The organism is Fulvitalea axinellae (genome assembly GCF_036492835.1).
GTDB lineage: Bacteria > Bacteroidota > Bacteroidia > Cytophagales > Cyclobacteriaceae > Fulvitalea > Fulvitalea axinellae.
Window position 1 is genome coordinate 1720651 of record NZ_AP025314.1, and the last position, 23396, is coordinate 1744046.

Below are 23396 nucleotides of genomic sequence, written 5' to 3' on the forward strand. Positions count from 1 at the left end.
TCGGAAGCATTCGGACGTGAGAAAAAGGTGAAAATACGGGCGTTTTGCGTATGATAGTCGATTTTCCCGAGGGAGAGGGGCGTATTAGTAAGAAGGGTAAAGAAACGGAGATCTGGCAAATTGTTTAAGAGAAAGCGTATAAAGAGGCGTAGTTCGTCATTGAACGATTTGGACGACCGTACAAGGCTTTTGTCGTTGGATGGGGAAGATACAGCCTCGGAAGAACAGTCTTCGGTTGAATCGCCTCAGCGTTCCGTTAACCGTGAAGGTTTGGGAGGGGCAAGACGAACAAGCTCTTTAGAGCGGTTGGGTAATTTTTGGCCAAGTGGAGAAGAGGAAGTTCGTCATAAGCCATGGCGCCGAAAAGGGAGATGGGCTGTTAATCTACCTTGGGCCAAGAAGGGAGCTGATACGGAGCCGTTGACTAGCGGAGCTTCGCTAATGGGAGTGGACCGTGTAGTGAAGGAAGAGGAAAGGCGTAGGGCGTCACATTTTTTTCAGCAGGGTGGCGAGTGGAGGAGCTCCTATATGGAAGCCCCCGACTTGATGAGAGACACCGAAACTATGGCTGAGTATGAAGAGGACACTAGGCCTATAACAGATACGACGAGTTTGTTGCCTTTTGAATATCCTGAAGGTATTAAACTGGGCTCTTTGGGCTTGGACGAGTATAAAAAGGTGAGCCCGGGCGAGCTTTCCCGCAAGTTGTTTGATTTGAGTACCAGTTTGTCTCTAGGGCCGGTGGGTGCTGTGGATGAGATGTTGGAAGCGATACCTTTTGAGGATAGGAAAGTGATGGATACGGTAAAAGAAGCCGCTTCGGTATTGTTTTCAATTAAATTAAGGTCCCAGGGAATGACGGGTATGTTGTTTTCTACCATCATCAGCGATAAAGCCCGTACCGACCTGAAAGAGTTAGTGCATTGCGTTATGCTCATCAGGAAATCAATGGACAATGGTTCCGGCCAGGTGGATGCCGAACGGTTGAGGGAATTGAACTTGAGGCTGGGGCATATGGTGGAGCAAGTGACGAAAGGCTATGAGGAAGCCGGTGGCGATCAAATAAAGGGACCCGCGGCGATTGAGTTTTTTCAGAAAGTGGCCCAATGTATAAAGAATGTGAGGCGCCTTTACCATGACGTATGCGTGTTTAATGGAGTTTCGGATTTGAAGCTTAAGCTGAAAGATACCATGGCGCAGGAGATGGATTATGAGGAGGTGTTTGACAAAGGAAAAACGGTTGAGCCTGAACTGGAACGACTGGCTTTGGGTAGTGATTCGTTGGAAGGGAGCGTTAAGGCTAACCTCAGGGCTTATTGGCTGGTCAGGGAGTTAAAGGAGTTGAACAGAAAACGAATCCGAAGGCAGAGTACGATAATAGCGGAATTGGCTGGCGAGATTCTCGGCGAATTGCTTTCTTCGTCTTCGGATACCGGTGCTTTGATAGGAGAGGCTTTGCAAGGTTTGGTGTCGGTGGAGCAGAGGGGAAGAGTCCTATGTGGCTTGGCAAAGCAGGAATGGCGTGAGTTTGGTCGGGGTGACCAACGCAAAACCCTGAAAGAAAAACACTGCAGGAAGCTGGATGAGATCAGGGTGCTTTACGAATTGATAAAAGAGCTACAGAGTCCTTTTAATGTGGATGACGCTACTAAAGTTGGGACCTTGGTTGGAGCTACAGGAGCGCATCCAAGAGAGTTTTTGGAGTTAAACAATGATTTGGAAGCTCAATTGAAGTTCGTGTATGAGCGTTTGGGTGAGAAAGAAATTTGACGTAGCAACGAACAATTTATATACACAAAAGAAAAGCCTATGGAGATGACTCTCATAGGCTTTAGTGTTTCTATAAAAGGATATTGATTATCCCAAGTTAGCGAGGCTTTCTTCCAGAGCCTTGATCTTGGCTTCGGCGTCGGCTTGCTTTTTCTTTTCTCCTTCTACCACTTGCGCCGGGGCGTTGTCAACAAAGCGCTTGTTCGAAAGCTTCTTGTTAACAGAGTTGAGGAAACCGCGGGTGTATTCCAATTCCTTGGTCAATTCCTCACGCTCTTTCTCAACATCCACCTTGCCTTCCATCGGTACGAAGAACTCATCCGACTTCACAACGAAAGTCATGGCGCCGTCCACTTTCTCCTCTACGTAAGAGATTTCGCTCAAATTGGCGAGTTTGGACAGGATAGCTTCGAATGCTCTGAAACGTTCGGGACCTGACTTGATAGCCAATTTAAGGGCTTCTTTAGGCGAGATTCCTTTCGAACTTCTGATGTTACGGATTTGCGTAACGACTTCGAAAGCCGATTCGGCGACGTTAACCAAAGCTTCGTCCACTTCGCCGGTAGCCGGCCAAGACGCGATAATTACGCAGTCGTCCTCGGAACGTTCCCTGATCTCGTGCCAGATTTCCTCTGTAAGGAAAGGCATGAACGGGTGGAGGAGCTTCATGATGTCCTCGAAGAAATGGATCGTAGCGTCGTAAGTGATCTTGTCGATCGGCTCGCCGAACGGAGGCTTGATCATTTCGAGATACCACGAGCAGAAGTCGTCCCAAACGAGTTTGTAAGTCGTCATCAGAGCGTCCGAAATACGGAACTTCGAGAAGTGATCCTCGATTTCCGCTACTGCGCTATTGAATCTCGACTTGAACCAACGGATAGCCGTGTCATTGTGCTTATGGTCGGCTTTCGGGTTCACTTCCCAGCCTTTGATCAGGCGGAAGGCGTTCCAGATCTTGTTGGCGAAGTTACGGCCTTGCTCGCAAAGCTTCTCGTCGAAGAGCAAGTCGTTTCCGGCCGCCGCGCTAAGCAAAATACCGCTTCGTACACCGTCGGCGCCAAATTGTTCGATCAGTTTCAACGGATCCGGCGAGTTGCCCAACGATTTGGACATCTTACGGCGTTGCTTGTCGCGAACGATACCCGTGAGGTAAACGTTTTTGAACGGAACCTGACCGTCAAACTCCAACCCAGCGATAATCATACGGGCCACCCAGAAGAAAAGGATGTCTGGACCAGTCACCAAGTCATTGGTCGGGTAGTAGTATTTTACTTCCTTGTTACCGGGATTCTTAAACGCGTCGAATACTGACAAAGGCCACAACCAAGACGAGAACCAAGTGTCGAGTACGTCGTCGTCTTGCTTCAGAGTTTCCGCCGTTACGCTTGGATCGATGGCTTGGGCTTTTTCCAAAGCTTCCTCAGGTGATCCGGCTACGACGATCTCACCGTTTGGCAAGTAATACGCCGGGATGCGCTGTCCCCACCAAAGCTGACGGGAAATACACCAATCCCTTACGTTCTCCATCCAAGAGCGGTAAGTGTTCTTGAATTTCGAAGGATAAAGCTGAATGTCGTCCTCCATTACCGCTTTCAAAGCAGGTTTGGAGATATCTTCCATCTTAAGGAACCACTGAGTCGAGAGTTTAGGCTCGATTACGGCGTCGGTACGCTCAGAGAAACCAACGTTGTTGGTGTAGTCCTCGATGAGGTCAAGCTGTCCGAGTTCCTCAATATCTTTGGCTACTTTCTTACGGGCCACAAAGCGGTCGAGGCCTTCGTAGGCGTCGCCGTGCTCGTTGATCTTTCCGTCGTCATTGATTACGTCGATTGACTCCAGTTTATGACGGATACCGATTTCGTAGTCGTTTACGTCGTGCGCAGGAGTGATCTTAAGGCAGCCCGTACCGAACTCCATGTCCACGTAATCGTCCTCCACGATAGGCACCGAACGGTTAACCAAAGGCACGATCACGCGCTTGCCCTTGAGGTGCGTAAAGCGTTCGTCGTTCGGGTTGATACAAACTGCGGTGTCACCGAGAATGGTTTCAGGGCGCGTAGTGGCTACGGTAACGAACTCTTCGGTTCCCTCTACCTGATATTTTACGTAGTAGAGCTTCGACTGAACCTGACGGTGGATTACCTCGTCGTCCGAGAGGGCTGTTTTGCCTTCCGGGTCCCAATTCACCATACGTACGCCGCGGTACACGTAGCCTTTTTCGTGAAGTTTCACGAAGACATTTGTTACGGCGTCGGAAAGGTCGGCTTCCATAGTGAAGCGCTCACGTTCCCAGTCACACGAGCAACCGAGTTTCTTGAGCTGTTCGAGGATGATTCCACCGTACTTCTCTTTCCATTCCATGGCATGCTCCAAGAATTCCTCGCGCGTGAGGTCCTCTTTGTTGATGCCTTTTTCCTTGAGCATAGCCACCACTTTGGCTTCGGTGGCGATGGAGGCGTGGTCTGTGCCGGGAACCCAGCAAGCCTCTTTGCCTTCCATTCTGGCCTTACGGATCAAGACGTCCTGGATAGTGTTGTTGAGCATGTGGCCCATATGAAGCACACCTGTGACGTTTGGTGGCGGAATGACTATGCTGTAAGCTTCCTTGTCGGGGTGGGGCTCCGAATGGAAATAGTTGCGTTCGAGCCAGTACTTGTACCACTTGTCCTCAACTTCGGACGGATCGTATTTAGTCGATAAGGCCATCTGCTGGTATTATATTTTAGATTAAGAAGTATTCTTTTCGCAAGGGACACCGAAATGGTGCCGTAATCGCCAAAATTATGGATTTTGTTTCGATTAGGAAACTACAAAGGTGGGCTTTTGAAACAAAAAAGCCACACCCGGAGGGTGTGGCCTTATTTGGGCGCTAAGGCCTGTTTATTTTTTGAGAGTTACCACGTATTTTCCGGAGATACTGGCAGTTCTAGCAGTCGATGGGCTTTCCACGATCGGAGGAAGGTTTTCGTTTGTGCCGAACGTAAGTTTCAATCCCGCACCTTCTGAAGTTACTTCGAGAGTTACGTCGCTGTTAATGTATGTAGCACCTTTCAACGTGATTTTGTTTGCATTTGCGGGGTCAGAGCTAGAGAAAGTCCAGCCTGTCACTCCGTCGAATACTTTACGATCTTCTCCCGAAACAGCAAATGACCCAGTCTCCGTATCTTTGTTATATGCGCCAAGCGTAATAGATACGTCCGAGAAGTAAGAGGTCATATCCGTCCCTTCTACCGTTACGGAGTTTGTCTCTACAGTCGACCAAGCGGCTGCAATTTGCTTAGACATTGTTTCTTGGGCCGTAGGTCCGTCATCGCCACCACTGCTGCATGAGCTGAATGCGATTCCTACGAAGAGTGCTAAGGTTAGGGTGAAAAAGTAATTAACTCTTTTCATGGGTCTATTTTTTTTTAAACTGGTTAATATCGATTACTTGGTTTGAGAACCGGTATTCGTCCGACTGGTTAGAGCAAATCAATAAAAGTTTATCTTTTGAGGTGTTTTTTATTTGCTCATGGTACCAATCAATGGCTTTTTGGTCCAGATTCATAGTCGGTTCGTCAAGCAAAACAATTTCACTATTAGAATAAAAAGCTATACCAAGCTTTAGCCGTTGACGCATGCCGGAGGAAAAATCCATGATTTTTTTGTCTTTGGAGTTCCTCAGATACATTATTTCAATAAGATCGTCGATGGCAATATTATATGATATTTTTTTGAATTGAAAATGAAAGTCTAAAAATTCACGCAACGTTAACTCTTCGATTATTTCGAGGTAGGGCGTACAGGCGACGATGTGTTTGTAAATGTCGCTGGCATTGATCTTCTTCCCGTTTCCGAAATACTCGATTTCTCCTGAGGAAGGCGGTGCGATACCCGAAATAATCTTAAGCAATGTGGACTTCCCGCTTCCGTTTGGACCGGTTACGGCGTAGGCTTGTCCTTGGTGAAGTTCGAGATTCAGGCCACGGAATATCCATTCCCTGTTGAATTTTTTGCCCAAATCCCGAATCTTGATAGAAAAATCGTTTGCCATACGGAGTGACCTAGGTATAGTCTTCTTTCACCGGGCGGATTACGCCACGGGGAGCATTTTTGGCGAAGTCAAAGATTTCGGTTTTGAATTCTGAATCGGCAAGGTCTTGAGCCGCCTCAATGGCTTGCGATATGTTTTTGCCTTCAGCGTAAAGCGCTTTGTATACGTCTTGAATAGCTCTGATCTGTTCGTTAGAGAATCCCCTGCGTCTAAGGCCGATTATGTTTACGCTGCTGAACCCGCAAGGCGTACGGCTGGTAAGGATGTACGGGGGAATGTCTTTGCCCACTTTGGCGCCACCCGCTATCATGGCGTGACGACCGATGGTTACGAACTGGTGAATGGCTGTGGTGCCTCCAACTATAGCCCATTCGCCGATTGTGACGTGCCCAGCGACTTGGGTCGAGTTGGCGAGGATACAGTGGTCACCGATTTCGCAGTCATGCGCCACGTGAACGTATGCCATCAGCAGGACGTTGCTGCCTATGACAGTCTTCATTTTGTCTGTTGTGCCTCTGCTGATGGTGACATACTCCCGGATGACGGTGTTGTCTCCGATTTCAGCAGTCGTGATTTCTCCGGCGAACTTGAGGTCTTGAGGCTCACCGGAAATAACGGCGCCCGGATGGATCTTGCAGTTCTTGCCGATCCTGGCTCCGTCGCAAATAACCGCATGCGACCCTACCCACGTGCCCTCGCCGATTACAACGTCCGCTTGGACGATGGCGAAAGGCTCAATAACTACACCGGACGCGATTTTCGCGTCCGGATGTATTTGCGCTAACTCACTTATCATGCGTCTTTTCTTACGATTCTGGCTGTCATTTCCGCCTCAGCGGCAAGTTTACCTCCGACATAGGCTTTGCCCACCATCTTGGCGATACCCCTTTTGATAGGGCCCAACAGCTCACATTTCAATACAAGAGTGTCCCCAGGGACAACCATTTTACGGAATTTACACTTCTCGAGCCCCAAGAAATACGTCCAGTAGTTTTCAGGGTCCGGTACTGTGTTCAGAACGAGGATGCCTCCGGTTTGGGCCAAAGCCTCAATCTGCAACACGCCGGGAAATACCGGGTTGTCAGGGAAGTGTCCTTGGAAGAACCATTCATTCATGGTTACGTTCTTGACTCCGGCCACTTTCGTATCGTCAAGGTGGTAGATTTTGTCTACCAACAGCATCGGGAAACGGTGGGGGAGCCTTTGTGCGATCTGGTTGATGTCGTAAACCGGAGGGAGTTTAGGGTCGTAATGCGGAAAGTCGCTGTCCCTGCTCTCCATGATCATTTTCTTAAGCTTACGGGCAAAAGCCACGTTCGCAGCGTGTCCAGGACGAGCGCCCAAGATTTGTGCCTTGATCGGACGGCCTACGAGCGCCAAATCGCCCATTACGTCGAGGAGTTTGTGGCGGGCGGGTTCGTTTTTGAAACGAAGCTCGATATTGTTGAGCGTGCCTTCCTCTTTTACCTCGATTTTGTCTTTGTTGAAAAGCTTGGCCAAATGGTCCAGCTCGTCGTCTTTGACCAAGCGGTCAACGATAACAATGGCGTTATCAACGTCGCCACCCTTGATAAGTCCTTGCTCAAGAAGCATTTCCAGCTCGTGCAGGAAGCAGAACGTACGGCAAGGGGCGATTTCGTTTTTGAATTGGTTGAGCGAGGTAAGCGAAGCGTGTTGGCTACCCAATACAGGCGAGTTGTAATCGACCATTACGGTTACTCGGTACTCATCGCAAGGGAGGGCGGCAACTTCGGCATCCCCATTAGGATCTTTGTAAAAAACTCCTTTCGGGACCTCGAAATAATCTCTCAGCGCATTTTGCTCTTCCATTCCCGCCTTTTCCAAAGCTTCGAGGAAAGGCATTGAGCTACCGTCCATAATCGGCGGCTCGGGACCGTCAAGCTGAATAAGGATATTGTCGATCTGCAAACCAACCAAAGCCGCGAGCGTGTGCTCCACGGTATGAACTCTAGCTTCTCCTTTTTGCAGAACGGTACCTCTGGATGTGTCAACTACGTAGTCAACATCGGCCTCCACGATAGGCTGGCCTTCCAGATCTGTTCTTTGGAATTTGATGCCGTGGTTGGGTTTGGCGGGCAGAAAGGTCATATTGCAAACCCTTCCGGTGTGCAAGCCTACGCCCGATACCGTCACGGAACTTTTGATCGTATGTTGCTTAATATTCATTTTCTTACTTTTCGGTCGGCGAATTTAGGCTTTTTTCCTCTAGGTTCTTGATGCGTTCCACTAAATCCGGTAATTTTTTGAACATAGCGTAGGCCTTCAAGTAGGAAGTCTGCTTGAAAGACGGTGCTCCCATCTGTATTTCGCCCTGTTTTCTTATCGATCTGCCCACACCCGCTTTGGCCGCCAAAATGGTCTTGTCAGCTATGTTGAGGTGTCCAGCAATGCCCACCTGTCCGGCAATCATACAATTGTCGCCGATTTTTGTTGAACCGGAGATTCCGGTTTGGGCTGCGATCGCGGTGTTTTTTCCAATTTCCACATTGTGCGCAATCTGGATGAGATTGTCGAGCTTGGAACCGTTTCTGATAACGGTTGAGCCCATTGTGGCGCAATCCACCACGGTGTTGGCGCCAACGCTTACATTGTCTTCCAGGATTACGTTTCCAAGCTGAGGGATGGCTTTGTAAGAGCCGTCGGCCTGTGGAGCGAAGCCGAAGCCGTCGCTGCCGATAACCGCGCCGGCGTGGATGTAGCAATTTTTGCCGATTACGGAGCCACTGTAGATTTTCGCCCCGGCGTCGATAGTCGTTCCATCGCCAATGGTGACATTGTCACCTATGGAGGCATGAGGGTAAATCTTGACATCATCGCCGATAGTGACGTTATCGCCGATGTATGAAAAAGCGGCCCTGTAGGCGTTCGTCCCAACCTTGGACCCCTGTCCGATGTAAGAGGGCTCTTCAGTGCCCACTTTCATCGCCTTCATGAATTTTTGGTACTCCTCAAGAAGCCTTGTGAAAGCCGTGTAGGCGTCGTCCACCTTTATTAATGAGGTGCGGTGCTCTTTCTTCGGTTGGAAATCCCTGTTCACAATTACCGCTCCCGCATTGGTGGTGTATAGGAAGTTCTCGTATTTCAGGTTCGCTAAAAAAGAAATCGAATCGCCGTCCGCCTCCTCGATTTTTCCTAATTTACTGACTTTGGTGTCTTTGTCCCCTACAATCTCGCCGCCCAGCATCTGGGCTATTTGTTCGACGCTAAACTCCATTGGATCGATTCTCAGATTTCAAACATTCTCACAAAGATACTATTTTAGGCCAGCATAGGTAATGCTTTTTGACGATTTTCGTCATAGCCGCAATGTTGGGCAAATCCGTCGCCGTGACGATGTCTTCCAGCTCGCCGTTTTTCTTCAGAACGGTAATGCCTTGGCCCTGCCCGACATAAACTTCGTTAGAGACCTGCCCTTCGAGCAACATATGGGCGGTTTCCTCAGGACCAATTCCGAAATGTTCGGAGACTTTGGCCTTTAATCGCTCTTTTAGTTCCGGTTCGAAGGGCTCTTCCGAGAGAATGACACGGAAGAGTTTCCGGTTCACGATCATTGCGCTGAGTGTCGAAAGCACGGGATCATGACTCCTTGTCCAAGCCTTAACGGCCCCAAAGATATCAAAATCATCCAGATTAACGAAAGTTTGGAGCGCTTCGCCGGTCTTGAGATCCTCCATACCCACTTCATTTTCGAAAAAATAGGCCAAGCCTTCGGGGATGTCCGGTTTCCTGTCTTGGTCATAAACGGTTTTGGCCCTGGCCAATAACGAAATCAGCATGGCTTCGGCGGCCACGGAAGCTTTGTGAAGATAGACCTGCCAGTACATCAGGCGACGGGATACAAGGAAGTTTTCCACGCTGTAAATCCCTTTTTCCTCGACCACCAGCTTTTCCTCGACTACGTTGAGCATTTTTATAATCCTGTCGGCCCCGATGGTCCCTTCGTGTACGCCAGTGTAGAAGCTGTCTCGCTGAAGGTAGTCAAGTCGGTCGACGTCGAGTTGGCTGGAAATGAGTTGGTGAAAAAACGGGCGGGGGTACTTGTTGTCGAACATACTAATGGCCGTGTCGAGCCGTCCGCCAAACTCGTCGTTTAGTTTACGCATCAGCAGGAGAGAGACATTCTCATGCGGTACGTTTTTAAGGATACTATATTCCAGGGCGTGGGAAAAAGGTGCGTGGCCAACGTCGTGAAGAAGAATTCCGGCCATGGCGGATTCCATTTCGTGGTCGGAGATATTTACGCCTTTGGAGCGGAGGTTTTCCAACGATAAGCGCATTAGGTGCATGGCGCCCACCGCATGGTGAAACCTGGTGTGGAGGGCACCAGGATATACGAGATCGCTGAGTCCGAGTTGCCGGATTCTGCGGAGCCTTTGGAAAGACGGGTGTTCTATTATCTGAAAAATTAATCCGGCGGGAATGTTAATGAAGCCGTATAGAGGGTCGTTGATGATCTTTTTTTTCTTCAAAACAGTGAAAGGGTTTAGGGAGTTCTGCGGAAATAGACACCGGAAGATTCCGAATTTGAATTTATGCTTTAAAAATACAATTATTTTCCCGAGTTTGATTTTGGCAAGGTTGGAAAGATATTATTTTGAAATATCCTCGGGCTTTTTGCGTTAAGTATCTTTAAACGTTCCAATGTTTTCCTTGTTCGGGAAAATGGCGGGCACAGTGTTCAGGTGGCCGGTTTGCCCGTTGACGGTGTCTTTACCCAAGCGGCCCGAAAGTTTTGCTTTTGGAACAGGTTTATGCCAACTGGGCCGTATAGTTTTTCGTACCTTTAGAAACGCAATGTGTCCCGCTCCGAAATTGACGGACAGCACTTAAAAAATCCGAATTTTATGCAAAAACATCATATCCTCTGGGCCGACGACGAGATCGATCTGTTGAAGCCTCACGTCATGTTTCTTGAAAAGAAAGGTTATAATGTGACGCCTGTTACCAGCGCTACCGAAGCTCTGGACCTTTTGGACGAACAGAATTTCGACGTGGTCTTCCTTGACGAGAACATGCCGGGAATGACGGGCCTTGAAGCCCTTCCTCTTATTAAGGAGCGCAGACCCGATTTGCCGGTGGTCATGATCACCAAGAGTGAGGAGGAAATGGTGATGGAAGACGCCATCGGTTCCAAGATCAGCGATTACTTGATCAAGCCTCTGAACCCGAACCAGATTCTTCTTTCGGTAAAAAAGATCCTCGACAACAAAAGGCTTGTTTCCGAAAAGACTAACCTCAATTACCAGCAGGAATTTCGGAACCTAGGTATGGCCGTGGCCGATTATCAGGATTTCGAAGGCTGGAAAGATATCTATTCGCGTTTGGTATACTGGGAGCTGGAAATCGACAACCGGACCGACAACAGCATGGCCGAGATTTTGGAAATGCAGAAGTCGGAGGCGAACCAGGCCTTTTCCAATTACGTGGAGGACAATTACGAAGACTGGCTCAACGAACCGGATATCGAGCGTCCTTTGATGTCGCATAATGTGATGAAGGAGAAGGTTTTTCCGCATTTGGAGGGAGACAAGCCTGTTTTCTTTATCCTGATCGACAATTTACGCCTGGACCAATGGCAGATGTTGCGTCCGATTATTACGGAAGGCTTGGACGTTGAGGAGGAAGATACTTACTATTCCATTCTCCCAACTACGACGGCTTACGCCCGAAACGCGATCTTCTCCGGAATGTTACCTCTGGAAATGTCGAAGCGTTGCCCGGATATTTGGGTTGGGGAAGATGTTGACGAAGGTAAAAACAACAACGAGGACAAGTTCTTGGAAAGGCAGCTCAAGCGTGCCCGCATCGACGTGAAGTGGTCTTATCACAAGATCAAGCAACAGTCGCAAGGCAGGGCTTTGGTTGACAATGTCAATAACCTGATGTCCAACAAGCTGAACGTTATCGTTTATAACTTCGTGGATTTGCTTTCGCACGCCCGTACCGAGATGGAGGTGATCAGGGAATTGGCCCACGACGAATCGGCTTACCGTTCGTTGACAACTTCTTGGTTCAAGAACTCCCCGCTGGGCGACTTGATCAAGCAACTGTCTAGTCGCGATGTGAAAGTGGTGTTGACAACGGACCACGGAACTATCAGGGTTAGAAAGCCTTATCGAATTATCGGTGACAGAAATACAAACACCAACTTGCGTTATAAGCAGGGTAAAAACCTTAGCTTCAAAGATAATGACGTGTTTGTGGCGCGTAGGCCAGAGAAAATGCACTTGCCTTTGGTGAACGTCTCCACGGCGTATGTTTTTTCTACCAAAGACTATTTCTTCGCCTACCCGAACAATTACAACTATTACGTGAATTACTATCGCGATACGTTCCAGCACGGTGGATTGTCGCTTGAAGAAATGATTATTCCTATTATTTCCTTAAATTCAAAGCATGGGAAATAATCTGGAATCAGTGGAGTTGGTTTGTGAAGGCTTGGAAGCCTTGCCCTCTGTGGCCGAAAAGATCATCGAATTCGCCGGCGACGAGCGTATTTGGAGATTCGAAGGCGAGATGGGGTCGGGCAAAACAACGCTAATCACGGCATTGGCCAAGCGGTTGGGGGTTGTGGATTCGGTTTCCAGCCCGACTTTTTCGTTGGTAAACGAATACCGAGACGAAGAGGATAGGGCATATTATCATTTCGATTTTTACAGAATTAAAGACGAAATGGAAGCGATGGATATCGGAGTCGAAGAGTATTTCGATTCCGGTGATATCTGCATGCTCGAATGGGCGTCGCTTATACCGTCTTTGATGCCGGAGGACTACCTGATGGTGGAAATCGTGGCGCTGGACGACGGAGTCCGGAAGATAAAACTTTGGAAATGCCATGAATGAAAAACCGAATTTCGGATTCTCCGAACTGTCGGGCGGAAGGATGCTTTCGCCGAAAGAAGCGGCTTTGGAGATTGGCCTGGGCGAAGAGAGCTTGTGTATCGGCGTTCCCCGAGAGCGTTCGATGCAGGAAAGCCGTTTGTCCCTGACGCCTGATGCGGTCGAGATTCTGGTGAACAACGGACACGAGGTAGTTGTGGAGACGGAGGCCGGGAAGGCCGCTCATTTCCCCGATAATCTGTATTCCGACGCCGGGGCGAAAATCGCATATTCCGAAAAAGAGGTTTTCAAATCGAATCTAGTGCTGAAAGTGGAACCGCCTACAATGCGCGAGGTGGAGATGTTGGAGCAAGGCGCTACGCTGATTTCCGCATTGCAGACCACGAATGTTTCCAAGGAATATTTGTCGGCGTTGAAAGACCGCAAAGTCACGGCGTTGGCGTATGAGCTTATCCAGGATAGGGTAGGCGGAACGCCGCTTGTCCGTGCGATGAGCGAGATCGCCGGCTGTTCTGTAGTCCAAATCGCGGGCGAATGCCTGAGCGGTGCGGGAACGGGCAAAGGCGTGCTGTTGGGAGGCATTACCGGTGTGGCGCCTGCCAAGGTGGTGATCCTTGGTGGTGGTACCGTAGCGGAGTTTGCCAGCAGGGCGGCTTTGGGCTTGGGAGCGGAAGTCAAGGTTTTTGATAACGATATTTATAAACTGAGGCGCCTGAAAAATATTTTGGGCGCCCCTGTTTCCACATCCACATTGGATACTAGGGCGCTAAAAGCGACATTGGCCTGCGCCGATGTGGTGATAGGCGCGATTAAGCTGGAAATGGGCCGTGACCGGTACTGGGTTACGGAAGAGATGGTTGCCGGAATGCAACCAGGAACAGTGATTATCGACGTGAGCATTGACCAAGGCGGTTGTTTCGAGACCTCCAGAGTTACGTCGCATGATAATCCGTATTTTTATTCCCACGAAATACTTCATTATTGTGTACCGAATATACCCTCAAGAGTAGGGCGCACGGCAACGCGTGCGATAAGTAATATTTTGACTCCTCTTTTACTTAAAATCGGTGACAGGGGCGGTGTCGACGAGACTATTTTTTCCGATAAGGGATTTATGAGTGGCGTTTATTCCTACAAGGGTTGCCTTACGAATTCAGTGTTGGCCCGCCGTTTTAATCTTCAGTTTAAAGACTTGGAATTGCTGATGGCCGCAAGGTTCTGATTGCCGGCTTGGAATTCGCGGAAAGAGGTTTTAGCGTAAGCCAAAACCGAAATTCGTATGTGCAAAGAAAAAGAAGTCAATTCCTCCCGCAGAGATATGTTGCGAAAAGCAGGGCTTGGCCTGGCTGGGGCTGTTGCTTTAGGATCTGTTTCCGGATTTGTGTTAAATGATGGTAAATGGGAATCCGTAACCGTCAGCGCTACCGAGGCCAACGAAAGCTGGATGAAGTTAGCGTTGGAAGTGGCTCGCAGTTCGGTTGACGCTCGTGATTTTGGCCCTTTCGGAGCGGTAGTGGCCAGAAATGGGCGGATTTTGGGAAAAAGCGAAATCAGGGTTTTTAGGGATAATGATCCGACGGCTCATGCGGAGCTACTGGCGTTGCGGGCGGCTTCTAGAACTATAGGCTCTCCGGATTTGAAGGATTGTGTTCTCTATTCTTCTTGCGAACCTTGTCCAATGTGTTTGTCGGCGGCTTTGCTGGCGGGCGTGGAGGCCATTTATTACGGATTCAGTACGGATGAAGCTTTGCCTTTAACGGACGGATGGAAGTATGTAGGGTTTACTGAAAAAGCCCAGAGGGCTACCCAGCTAGGATATTTTGCCAGACAGTCTTTTCCTGTTTCTTTTCGCCGTCTTGAAGCCATATCCCGTATTTCCAGCTCAGGAAAACAAGGTCAAAAAAGATTTCGCTCTGAAATCTTTTCAAGTTGGACACGAAGAAAATGCAGGCGATCCATGAAAGCGAAGTGTCCGCTCTCCTTGCCTGTATTTTGTCCAATCCGTGTCCCCGTTTCACTTCCCCGAATTTTCCTTCCGCCCTGCTCCGGTGCCGTTGGTGAAGCGTCCGGTTTTCCTTGCGTTCCCTGATTTTTTCGGGACTTGAGGGAGGCCTTCCCAACGGGGAGCCCACGAATTCCACACCCGCGCCGGACATGGTCTGCCGGGCGTTCCTGTTTCCGTAAATCTTGTCCCCGACGAATTTGCCGAGCTTCATTTCCGGGTTTCTCTCCCCGAAACTGTCGATGTGCCCGCGGATCACTTCCGCGTCACCCTCGTAGTAAGCGTCCCATTGCGCCTTGTCCAGATAGGAATAGCCTTCGTGAAGGCTTACGGACAATTTGGCGCCGAACTCGGTGTCGCTTCCGTTTTTGCCCCGGACTATCGGCCGGACATGGGGCTGGAAGACGTTCACGATGCGGCCGTCCACCCTGTTGGCACCGGTCTCCAGCATGAGCGACTGTTGCCTGGCGATTTCGTGAAGCACCATCAGAATCTTCAAAAACCTGCTTTTTAGGCGTATAACGCCCTTGTTGGCCTCTATGAGGCTGTCGATATGCCGTAGGTTCCGTTCCAGATAATTCAGCTGTCGGCGTGCGCACACGCGCCAGAATTCGGCTCCTTTCCTCTTTTTTCTCGTCGCCCCGACATATTCCCTATGGGCTTTATCCCGGTAAGTCCGGGGCTTTTTGGATAAACCGGAATCCCTGGCGACGGGCCAAAGGAGGTCGATGATTTTCTCCGACTGCACCCTCGCCGTAGCCAACAGCCCAAGGTCCGTGGGGTATGGAATCTCTTGCGGCGCCACCGTCGCGTCGCAGGAGACAACCCGCTTGTCATCTTCGGCGTCCCCGGAATGCCCGTCTTTGGACCCTTCATCCCGATCGCCCTCCGCAATACGGATCCCCTCGTGTTGCAAAAGCGAACTCATCCTGTTAAAATCCCCGTACCCGAGCCGCTTGCGGACCGTCGTGAACAGCGAAGGGTCAAAGGCCTTTTCCGTGGTGAACGAGCCGAGTCCCACGAAATACTGGAGATACGGATTTTCTTTGATTTGTTCTATCGCCTCGGCGTCCGAAACGTTCAGCTTATGCTTCACGATCAGCGCGCCGATGACCAGCCGGGCCGGTTTGCACGGACTGCCCTTGCCCGTCGACATTTTCGATTCGTAGACCAAACCCAATTCCGCCCAGGGGATGGAGTTGGCCAACTTCACCCATCTGTTTTCCGGGTTAAGGCGCCCTATTTCCGGGTCCAAAAAACCTTCTATACTCAATTGCGAGGAACTTGTCTTGATCATAGGTGCAAGGGAAAAAATGCTCTCAGTCCTTTCTAAGGCCAATTTACGAATATTCCCTGTGCTTTGGAAAGGGAAACAAGCTACCTAATCCACTGATAATCTTGTGGTTTTTACTTTTTCAGTAAACCCTATGTAGGGCAGGAATTGGCAAAACCGCTCGGGAGCCGTGGTGTTAAAGAAGCTTACTTGGCAAGGGGGCAAGCCCAGGAATTGCTGAAAGAGTCGAAAAGGATTATTAACGGTGACGCTAACGAAAATCCCGATATTACTGATGATTGATTCTTCGGGAAAAGAAAAAATGAAAGGCGGGTTATTTGCCCGCCTGAAGATTGAGACTAATGTCTTTCTTAACTTTTTATAATGGAGATTAGGGCCAAAAGCCAGGCTCCGATTAGAAACAATCCCCCGATAGGCGTAACGATTGCGAACTTTGTGATGCCGCTAAGGCAAAGAGTATAAATCGATCCTGAGAATAAGATAACGCCGATCAGCGCTGAAAGAGACGCATAGTTAAGAAGCGGATGCCTGATATGCGACATCAGCAACCCGATAGCGAGCATAAAAAGGGCGTGGTAAAAATGATACCTTACACCAGTTTCGAACGTGTCGAGTCGGCCGGACGATTCAAGAAGAGGTTTCAGGGCATGAGCTCCAAAGGCTCCGATTATTACACCAAGGGCGCCAAGGGCGAGGGCTGTCGCCAAAGTGAATTTTTGCATCATGGTAATTGGGGCTTGTTGGGTTTGACGGATTATTTATCCGTTTTTTTCAAAAGAAATAATAAAAACACCGGCAAACAAGCTAAAAAAAACAAACCTATAATTATGAAAGTATCCATATATGTCAGTAAAGCTCCTTGGTATTGGATGCTTTCGGCCATATATAATTTCGCTATTGATTCCGCTTTGGCGGGGTTGTCTACCTCGGCCGTCGTTTTGAACAAAGAGAAAACCGACTCGAAAACAGGGTTCGTGCCGTCGGCGAATTCTGAGATTCGTGTTTCGTGGAATTCTGACCTTCTGCTGATAAAAACCGTGATTAAGGCTATGCCCAAAGCGTTTCCGAGTTTTCGGGCCATGTTAAAGAGGCCTGTTCCTTCCGGGATCTCTTTTCCTTTTAGGTCATAAAGCGTAATGGTGATCATCGGAACGAATAAAACGGAAAGTCCCGCCCCGCGGACAAGTAATGGCCAAACGATTTCGAGCTGGCTGACATTCTGGTTGAAAGAGGCGAACCATATGGCGTGTAGAAAAACTAGGATGACTCCAAAACTTAGCATTAGGGATAAGGATCTGATACTCTGTTTGATTCTGCCGATAAAGAAAACCATTGTCAGGGCGGCGATGGGAGCGGGCATTATAAGAATTCCCGTCTGAAGCGGGTTTAACCCAACGACTTGTTGGGAAAAAATCGGGAAAAGAAGAAAGGCCCATGAAAAGCCGATCGCGGCGATGAGATTGGCGGTCATGCCCATTGCGAAAGTCGGGATTCGGAAAACCCGCAAGTAGGTTAACGGCATTTTGGCTGTCAGTTCCCGCCAGACGAATAATATGATTCCGAAAACCGCGATCACTCCCAAAACCGAAATATAAGTGGAGGAAAACCAGTTGGCTTCTTGGCCATTTTCCAAAACCACTAATAGTGAGCCGAAGCCAAGAACGAGAAAAAGCCAGCCTTGCCAATCGAACTTTCCCGCTTTTCTGACCTCTTTCGGTTCGGGTATAAATATGTAGGACATAACCGTGGCGGTTAGGCCGATTGGGATATTTATAAAGAATATCCAATGCCAAGAAATATATTCGGTTATGGCTCCGCCAACGAAAAACCCGAGCGCTGGACCGCAGATTATGCCTGAGCCAAATACGGCGTTGGCCTTGTTCAGTTGTTCTTTAGGGAATGTCTCAACCAAAATGGCTTGGGCGGTGGCCAACAATGCTCCGCCTCCCGTACCTTGCAAAAACCTGAAAAACGTAAGTTCCCAAACGTTGGTGGAGATTCCGCAAAAGAAAGAGGCGCAGGTGAAAATCAGGATCGAAATGGTAAAGTAATTTTTTCTGCCCAGTTTGGCGCTGAGCCAAGAAGCCGAAGCCACCATAATAAAGTTGGCGATGGCGTAAGAGGCGATCACCCAACTGATTTCGTTGAGCGTAGCGCCCAGGTTTCCCATCATATACGGGAGGGAAACATTGACGATGGTGGCGTCGATGATTTCTATAACCGAAGAGACTACGACGGTCAGGATGATGATCTTTTGCCGGGCGGTAACTTTACTTGCCATCCCGGTCTTTCTTTTTGTGGATTACGGTTACGTTCATGCCTTGCCGTAAAAGGCGGATATTTATGCCTTTGTCGAAAAATATTCGGACAGGTACGCGTTGGACCACTTTTACGAAGTTGCCGGTTGCGTTACTCGGAGGGATTAGCGTGAATTTGGAAGAAACGGCGCCGCCTAAAGACTCGACCGTTCCGGTTAGTTTTAAGTGCGGGTAAGCGTCCACTTTTACTCTTACGGGAGTGCCGGGTGTGAGGAAACGTACTTGTGTCTCTTTGAAATTGGCGGTTACCCAACGACTTTCTGAATCCACTACATCGAACAAACTCTGTCCGGCGACAACGACTTCTTCCGCCCTGAGCCGCATGTTCTGGATTTCGCCGGAAACCGGAGCTTTTATAATGCACCATGATAAAGTCTCTTTGGCTTCTCGGAGCTTGGCGTAAGCCTCTTTCACCGTCGCTCGGGCTACTTCCTCCCTTTTTGCCGAAGCTTCGACCTCTATCTCGGCTGAAGCCGTTTTTTCTTTGGAAACCTGATAACCGGCGAAGGCCTCGCTGTAAATTAATTCGTAGTTTTCCAATTCGCTTTTCGATACAGCTCCGTCTTTATAGAGCGCTCTGTAGCGGTTGCGGTCTTTTCTGGCTTTGTCCAGTTTGGCTTTGGCTTCTACCATAGAGTTGACGGCTTCTTTAAAAGCGTCTTCCGTAGCGCGGGTTTCGGCTTGGGCTAACGCTACGTTTTTGCGGGAGACGGCCAGTGCCGCCGTGGCCTCCCTTAGTTCCCAATACCATATTGTGGAGTCCAGAACGGCGAGGGTGTCGCCTTTGGTTACAGCGTCGCCTTCCTGAATGTTTACTTGATCTATTTTGGTGGAAAGCCGGCTCAAGACCGGTACGATATAGCCGTCGATCTGGGCGTCGTCAGTGATGACGTGGCCCGTGTAATAGCGCACCACAATCAGGATTCCCACAGACATAAGTCCGAGAATCGTAAAAAGTACCCCGTAGTGTTTGGGTTTTATTTTTTCCTCTTTGGCAGGCGCTTCGGGTTGTTCCATTTTTGGCTGTTGGAATATCTCGTTGGTATGGCCAAAATCTGTACCTAAAAATGAGGAAAGAGAGTGTAATCGGGATTTGGGGACAGGTTTTATTTTTGTCTAAAAGACAAAAGCCCTTGGACTGTAATCCAAGGGCTTTTTTATGATGACGTTTTTTCGATTATGAAACCGAAACGTCGTAATGTTTTGCTTCTTTGAAAGCTTCTTTCGGCTCAAGACCCAGAAGATCGAACATTTCCTGGTCGTTTGAAAAGTTCGGGTTAGGTGTAGTCAATAATTTGTCTCCGGCGAAAATCGAGTTCGCCCCGGCCATAAAGCACAGCGCTTGCTCGCTGGTCGGCATTTCGTTACGTCCGGCTGACAGGCGGATGTTCGACTGTGGCATAATGATTCTGGCCGTAGAAATCATACGGATCATATCCCAAACAGATACCCTTTTGTTGCCTTCCATCGGTGTTCCTTCAACGGGAACGAGTGCGTTCACCGGAACTGACTCAGGGTGTTTTTCCATGTTGGACAGGGTCCAGAGCATACTGATACGATCATCCTCAGATTCGCCCAATCCGATGATGCCACCACTACAAACAGCGATTCCGGCTTTGCGGACATTGTCGATGGTTTCGAGGCGGTCGTCGTAAGAACGGGTCGTGATTACTTCCTCGTAATACTCCCGGCTGGTGTCCAAGTTGTGGTTGTATGCGAAAAGTCCGGCGTCGCGGAGTTTCTGCGCTTGCTCTTCGGTAAGCATACCGAGCGTACAGCAAACTTCCATACCCATGGCGTTAACGCCCTTCACCATTTCGAGCACCCTGTCGAAGTCGCGGTTGTCGCGAATGTTTCTCCAAGCCGATCCCATGCAAAAACGGGTACTTCCGTTTTCTTTTGCCATGTTGGCTTTTTCCATCACCTGTTCGTGCTCCAAAAGACGCTCCACCTTAAGTCCGGTGTCGTATCTGACTGATTGCGAGCAGTATTTGCAATCTTCCGAGCATCCGCCAGTCTTAACGGACAACAGCGTGCACACCTGCACCTCGTTTGGGTTATGGAATTTTCGGTGAACCGAAGCGGCTCTAAAAGCCAATTCCATTATGGGTGAATGAAAGATTTCAGATATTTCTGTCTTTGTCCAATCGTTTCTGATTTCCGCTTGTGACATGATAATCTCTTTTATAAAATAAAAAACCCGGGAGGCTCCGGCATCACTAATCAGTTTCCGGGCCTGCTCCGTACCGGCGCCCATAGCGTCATATAGAGGACCAATCTACTAACAAGGCTCGAAAAAGCCTATCAACTGATTGGCTTTTTGTATCGGGTGATAGCCAAATCCTACGAGTCCTTCGTAAATGCCAATCTTAATGTATAAAATCTTATTCCAAGCTGATGGGACTTCTCTTTTTTAATGCTCTGAAAAGTGGTTTTGGCACTCAAAATGCAGAGACTACCATAAGTGGACGACCGTGTCCAGAACACAACCGGACAGATTATGGAGAATAATAATATTAACCAAAGGAGGAAGCCTAACAACAAGGGAACCAAGCGTCTTTTCAAGAATCCGATGTTGGAAAAGATGACCAGAACGCATATTTCCGTACCAATATCGTTGCTCTTGGCCTATGCGGCGGGAATGCTGATTTGGGCGATTTACCGTACGAATGTGCCAGTATCAAACAGCGTTGCGTTGTACTTTTTGGGATTGTTCTCTTTTACGTTTGTCGAGTACGCTTTGCATAGGTTTGTGTATCATATGCGGGCTACTACTGAGCGTCAACGCAAGATCCAGTATACTATGCACGGCGTGCACCATGAGTTTCCGAAGGACAAGGACAGGTTGGCTTTGCCTCCTGTTATAAGCTTGAGTATAGCGACGGCTCTGCTTTTTTTGCTTCGTCTGGTGATTGGCGACTATACGTTCGGTTTTTTATCAGGTTTTGTGACGGGATATTCGTTGTACTTGTTTATGCATTACATCATGCACGCTTATCCGCCACCAAAAAATTTCATGAAAAAACTGTGGGTTTATCACAGTATCCACCATTACAAAGATGAGACTGTTTACTACGGGGTTTCGTCTCCGCTTTGGGATTTTGTTTTTGGGACCGTGTATAAATAATGTGTATCGTTTTTTCAGGACGAGACAAGCGACAAAAAAAGAAGGCTATTCCACTAAAGGAATAGCCTTCTTTTCTTTTCTGGATCGGCTATTTATTTTCCGATCAACTCTCTCCATTCTACGTATCTTTGGGTAATTCTTCCGCTCATGGCCTCGAAGTTTTCCCAAGTATCTTTTACATGGTAAATGGATGGTAAGTTTCCTGCCAATACGTCTTGGTAATCCTTTTTGAACAAACCTCCGGCATAGTAATAATAGGTGAACATATTGCCTTCTTCATTGAATAGTTCAAAACCCAAATACCCATCCCAGATTTCGCTGAGGATTGTGCATGGAAACTCTTTGCGCCTAAAACGGTAAATTTCCGTTTCGGCTTCTTCCTCGAAATACTCGGAATACAACTCTTGTTCGATGATCCACCCCAAGTACATTCCGATGTGAACATAAGCTTGCTCAATCGGCAAAGATGACGGAAAATTGCCTAAAAAATGGTTTTTGGCGTTATCGTAGATAGTCTTGTTAAGGCCTGCCTTTTTCACTTGAACCGTAGTCTTTTCTCCCATAAGTAGACGTTTAAAGGTGTATCCCTTCTGCGGACGGAGGTAGAAACCAATCGGTTTCCTTACGTCGCAGAGTTCCTGCTGCATAATTCACTCCAAAGGGAGTCGATCCTATAAAATTAACAAAATTTCCCGCATCATTAAACGAATGATAATTTTTTCAGCCCTTAGGTACAAAAAACAAATAAGAGAGAACAATCGCGGCGATAATCCCGGCCAAATCGGCGAGCAGGCCGCACACGATGGCGTAGCGAGTTTTGCGGACTCCTACGGCTCCGAAGTATAGTGCCAAGACGAACAAAGTAGTTTCGGTGGAGCCTTGCATTATGCTGGCCAAGTAGCCGGGCAGAGAGTCCGCTCCGTGGGTGTTCATTGTTTCGACCATCATGCCGCGCGCGCCGCTGCCACTTAGCGGTTTCATAAGGGCGGTGGGCAGGGCGTCTACAAAATCGGCGTTCCAGCCCATAGCCAATACACCTGATTTTATGCCAGAAGTGATCCAATCCAACGTGCCAGACGAACGGAAAACTCCAATGGCCACCAACATCGCAACTAGGTAAGGTATAATTTTTATCGCTATAGAAAAGGCTTCTTTTGCGCCTTCTATAAAGCTGTCGTAAACGTTTACTTTTCGGATTGCACCCAGTGAAATTATTCCGGCGATAACGGAAAACAGGATAACGTTGGCCAAAGTTGAAGAAGCTTTTCCGACTGCTTCAGGCTCCATTCCTAAAAAAGTGTATATAATTCCGCCGACCAGCAACAGCATTCCTAAGAGGTAAGCGAGAATCACAGGGTCGTAAAGCTTTATCCGTTGATAAATTGCGGTGATTACCAAGCCTACGAAAGTGGAGAAAAAGGTGGCCAAAAGAATAGGCAAGAACACGTCGGAAGGATCTGTCGCCCCGGCTTGTTGGCGGTATACCATAATGCTGATCGGCAAAAGCGTTAGTCCGCTGGTGTTGAGGACCAAGAACATGATCTGTTCGTTGGAAGCGCTGTCTTTTTTCGGATTCAGTTCCTGTAGGCCTTCCATCGCCTTTAGTCCGAGCGGAGTGGCGGCGTTGTCAAGTCCCATCATATTTGCCGAAAAATTCATCAGCATGGGAGTCATGACCGGATGGTTCTCGGGAATTCCGGGGAAAAGCCGTTTGAAGAACGGGCCTACCAGCTTGTAGACAACCCGTATAATGCCCGCTTTTTCGCCGATTCGCATAATTCCCAGCCAAAGGGCCATGGCCCCTGTCAATCCGATCGAAAGTTCGAAAGCCGTTTTCGACATGTCGAAGGTGGATTTCATCATAGCGGGGAAAACCTCGTAATCGCCCAGAAACACCAATTTGACCAAGGCTACGACGAAAGCGATAAGAAAAAATCCAACCCATATATAATTCAACACCATACACTGTCACTTTAAATGCGAAAGGCAAT

General features: G+C 48.6%; 19 protein-coding genes and 1 pseudogene. 6 read left to right on the forward strand and 14 right to left on the reverse strand.

Annotated features, from left to right (window positions below; translation table 11 throughout):
• Window positions 1-120: 120 nt before the first annotated feature.
• Window positions 121-1770 (forward strand): hypothetical protein, encoded by a 1650-nt coding sequence (locus AABK39_RS06955; protein WP_338394196.1) that lies wholly within the window; start codon window positions 121-123, stop codon window positions 1768-1770.
• A gap of 87 nt (window positions 1771-1857) precedes the next feature.
• Here the strand turns inward: AABK39_RS06955 and AABK39_RS06960 are convergent, their stop codons facing one another.
• The 7 genes from AABK39_RS06960 to AABK39_RS06990 all read right to left on the reverse strand — a co-directional run bounded on the left by AABK39_RS06960 (window position 1858) and on the right by AABK39_RS06990 (window position 10293).
• Window positions 1858-4476, reverse strand: coding sequence for a valine--tRNA ligase (locus AABK39_RS06960; RefSeq protein ID WP_338394197.1), 2619 nt, complete (start codon window positions 4474-4476; stop codon window positions 1858-1860).
• A gap of 174 nt (window positions 4477-4650) precedes the next feature.
• A complete protein-coding gene (locus AABK39_RS06965; RefSeq protein ID WP_338394198.1) occupies window positions 4651-5163 on the reverse strand; it encodes a hypothetical protein in 513 nt (170 codons plus the stop codon).
• A 4-nt stretch (window positions 5164-5167) separates the two neighbouring features.
• Window positions 5168-5803: an ABC transporter ATP-binding protein gene (locus AABK39_RS06970; protein WP_338394199.1), complete on the reverse strand. Its 636-nt coding sequence runs from the start codon at window positions 5801-5803 to the stop codon at window positions 5168-5170.
• 10 nt (window positions 5804-5813) lie between these two features.
• Window positions 5814-6599 carry an acyl-ACP--UDP-N-acetylglucosamine O-acyltransferase gene (gene lpxA / locus AABK39_RS06975; protein ID WP_338394200.1) on the reverse strand — a complete coding sequence of 262 codons (786 nt, stop codon included), beginning with the start codon at window positions 6597-6599 and terminating at the stop codon, window positions 5814-5816.
• Window positions 6596-7990 carry a bifunctional UDP-3-O-[3-hydroxymyristoyl] N-acetylglucosamine deacetylase/3-hydroxyacyl-ACP dehydratase gene (locus AABK39_RS06980; protein WP_338394201.1) on the reverse strand — a complete coding sequence of 465 codons (1395 nt, stop codon included), beginning with the start codon at window positions 7988-7990 and terminating at the stop codon, window positions 6596-6598. Before AABK39_RS06980 ends, lpxA begins: the two co-directional genes overlap by 4 nt.
• A 4-nt stretch (window positions 7991-7994) precedes the next feature.
• Window positions 7995-9038, reverse strand: coding sequence for a UDP-3-O-(3-hydroxymyristoyl)glucosamine N-acyltransferase (lpxD, locus tag AABK39_RS06985; RefSeq protein WP_338394202.1), 1044 nt, complete (start codon window positions 9036-9038; stop codon window positions 7995-7997).
• Window positions 9039-9066: 28 nt separating this feature from the next.
• Window positions 9067-10293 carry an HD domain-containing protein gene (locus tag AABK39_RS06990; protein WP_338394203.1) on the reverse strand — a complete coding sequence of 409 codons (1227 nt, stop codon included), beginning with the start codon at window positions 10291-10293 and terminating at the stop codon, window positions 9067-9069.
• A 375-nt stretch (window positions 10294-10668) separates the two neighbouring features.
• Here AABK39_RS06990 and porX point away from each other — a divergent pair, with 375 nt between their 5' ends.
• From porX to AABK39_RS27705, 4 genes and pseudogenes are all read left to right on the forward strand, one after another.
• Window positions 10669-12231 (forward strand): T9SS response regulator signal transducer PorX, encoded by a 1563-nt coding sequence (porX, locus tag AABK39_RS06995; RefSeq protein WP_338394204.1) that lies wholly within the window; start codon window positions 10669-10671, stop codon window positions 12229-12231.
• Window positions 12221-12667, forward strand: a complete 447-nt coding sequence (gene tsaE, locus AABK39_RS07000) for a tRNA (adenosine(37)-N6)-threonylcarbamoyltransferase complex ATPase subunit type 1 TsaE (protein WP_338394205.1) — start codon at window positions 12221-12223, stop codon at window positions 12665-12667. Before porX ends, tsaE begins: the two co-directional genes overlap by 11 nt.
• Window positions 12660-13886, forward strand: coding sequence for an alanine dehydrogenase (locus tag AABK39_RS07005; protein ID WP_338394206.1), 1227 nt, complete (start codon window positions 12660-12662; stop codon window positions 13884-13886). Before tsaE ends, AABK39_RS07005 begins: the two co-directional genes overlap by 8 nt.
• Before the next feature lie 96 nt (window positions 13887-13982).
• Window positions 13983-14390 (forward strand): annotated as a pseudogene (locus tag AABK39_RS27705) (nucleoside deaminase); the annotation flags it as partial.
• Between the two features lie 76 nt (window positions 14391-14466).
• Here AABK39_RS27705 and AABK39_RS07010 read toward each other — a convergent pair.
• The 5 genes from AABK39_RS07010 to bioB form a co-directional block, all read right to left on the reverse strand.
• Window positions 14467-15963, reverse strand: a complete 1497-nt coding sequence (locus AABK39_RS07010; protein WP_338394207.1) for an IS5 family transposase — start codon at window positions 15961-15963, stop codon at window positions 14467-14469.
• Between the two features lie 347 nt (window positions 15964-16310).
• Window positions 16311-16685, reverse strand: coding sequence for a DUF423 domain-containing protein (locus tag AABK39_RS07015; protein WP_338394208.1), 375 nt, complete (start codon window positions 16683-16685; stop codon window positions 16311-16313).
• A gap of 29 nt (window positions 16686-16714) precedes the next feature.
• Window positions 16715-18241, reverse strand: a complete 1527-nt coding sequence (locus AABK39_RS07020) for a DHA2 family efflux MFS transporter permease subunit (RefSeq protein ID WP_338394209.1) — start codon at window positions 18239-18241, stop codon at window positions 16715-16717.
• Window positions 18231-19295, reverse strand: a complete 1065-nt coding sequence (locus tag AABK39_RS07025; RefSeq protein ID WP_338394210.1) for an HlyD family secretion protein — start codon at window positions 19293-19295, stop codon at window positions 18231-18233. Before AABK39_RS07025 ends, AABK39_RS07020 begins: the two co-directional genes overlap by 11 nt.
• Before the next feature lie 160 nt (window positions 19296-19455).
• Window positions 19456-20451 (reverse strand): biotin synthase BioB, encoded by a 996-nt coding sequence (gene bioB, locus AABK39_RS07030; protein ID WP_338394211.1) that lies wholly within the window; start codon window positions 20449-20451, stop codon window positions 19456-19458.
• Window positions 20452-20778: 327 nt separating this feature from the next.
• On the opposite strand from bioB, the gene AABK39_RS07035 reads away from it, so the two are divergent.
• Complete coding sequence (locus AABK39_RS07035) at window positions 20779-21405, forward strand: sterol desaturase family protein (protein ID WP_338394212.1); 627 nt, start codon at window positions 20779-20781, stop codon at window positions 21403-21405.
• A 92-nt stretch (window positions 21406-21497) separates the two neighbouring features.
• Here the strand turns inward: AABK39_RS07035 and AABK39_RS07040 are convergent, their stop codons facing one another.
• Together AABK39_RS07040 and AABK39_RS07045 are read right to left on the reverse strand one after the other, a co-directional pair.
• On the reverse strand, window positions 21498-21968 hold the full coding sequence (locus tag AABK39_RS07040) for a DUF7832 domain-containing protein (protein ID WP_338394213.1): 471 nt from the start codon (window positions 21966-21968) through the stop codon (window positions 21498-21500).
• A 157-nt stretch (window positions 21969-22125) separates the two neighbouring features.
• A complete protein-coding gene (locus AABK39_RS07045) occupies window positions 22126-23367 on the reverse strand; it encodes a nucleoside recognition domain-containing protein (RefSeq protein WP_338394214.1) in 1242 nt (413 codons plus the stop codon).
• Window positions 23368-23396 lie beyond the last annotated feature (29 nt).

What these genes read in the sequence shown, in the direction of transcription:
- AABK39_RS07020 (WP_338394209.1), bottom strand. Translation starts at nt 18,241, where the DNA reads ATGGCAAGTAAAGTTACCGCCCGGCAAAAGATCATCATCCTGACCGTC.
- lpxD (WP_338394202.1), bottom strand. Translation starts at nt 9,038, where the DNA reads ATGGAGTTTAGCGTCGAACAAATAGCCCAGATGCTGGGCGGCGAGATT.
- AABK39_RS07005 (WP_338394206.1), top strand. Translation starts at nt 12,660, where the DNA reads ATGAATGAAAAACCGAATTTCGGATTCTCCGAACTGTCGGGCGGAAGG.
- AABK39_RS07040 (WP_338394213.1), bottom strand. Translation starts at nt 21,968, where the DNA reads ATGGGAGAAAAGACTACGGTTCAAGTGAAAAAGGCAGGCCTTAACAAG.
- bioB (WP_338394211.1), bottom strand. Translation starts at nt 20,451, where the DNA reads ATGTCACAAGCGGAAATCAGAAACGATTGGACAAAGACAGAAATATCT.
- AABK39_RS07025 (WP_338394210.1), bottom strand. Translation starts at nt 19,295, where the DNA reads ATGGAACAACCCGAAGCGCCTGCCAAAGAGGAAAAAATAAAACCCAAA.
- AABK39_RS06980 (WP_338394201.1), bottom strand. Translation starts at nt 7,990, where the DNA reads ATGAATATTAAGCAACATACGATCAAAAGTTCCGTGACGGTATCGGGC.
- AABK39_RS07015 (WP_338394208.1), bottom strand. Translation starts at nt 16,685, where the DNA reads ATGATGCAAAAATTCACTTTGGCGACAGCCCTCGCCCTTGGCGCCCTT.
- AABK39_RS07010 (WP_338394207.1), bottom strand. Translation starts at nt 15,963, where the DNA reads ATGATCAAGACAAGTTCCTCGCAATTGAGTATAGAAGGTTTTTTGGAC.
- porX (WP_338394204.1), top strand. Translation starts at nt 10,669, where the DNA reads ATGCAAAAACATCATATCCTCTGGGCCGACGACGAGATCGATCTGTTG.
- AABK39_RS06970 (WP_338394199.1), bottom strand. Translation starts at nt 5,803, where the DNA reads ATGGCAAACGATTTTTCTATCAAGATTCGGGATTTGGGCAAAAAATTC.
- AABK39_RS07045 (WP_338394214.1), bottom strand. Translation starts at nt 23,367, where the DNA reads ATGGTGTTGAATTATATATGGGTTGGATTTTTTCTTATCGCTTTCGTC.
- tsaE (WP_338394205.1), top strand. Translation starts at nt 12,221, where the DNA reads ATGGGAAATAATCTGGAATCAGTGGAGTTGGTTTGTGAAGGCTTGGAA.
- AABK39_RS06960 (WP_338394197.1), bottom strand. Translation starts at nt 4,476, where the DNA reads ATGGCCTTATCGACTAAATACGATCCGTCCGAAGTTGAGGACAAGTGG.
- AABK39_RS06965 (WP_338394198.1), bottom strand. Translation starts at nt 5,163, where the DNA reads ATGAAAAGAGTTAATTACTTTTTCACCCTAACCTTAGCACTCTTCGTA.
- lpxA (WP_338394200.1), bottom strand. Translation starts at nt 6,599, where the DNA reads ATGATAAGTGAGTTAGCGCAAATACATCCGGACGCGAAAATCGCGTCC.
- AABK39_RS07035 (WP_338394212.1), top strand. Translation starts at nt 20,779, where the DNA reads ATGGAGAATAATAATATTAACCAAAGGAGGAAGCCTAACAACAAGGGA.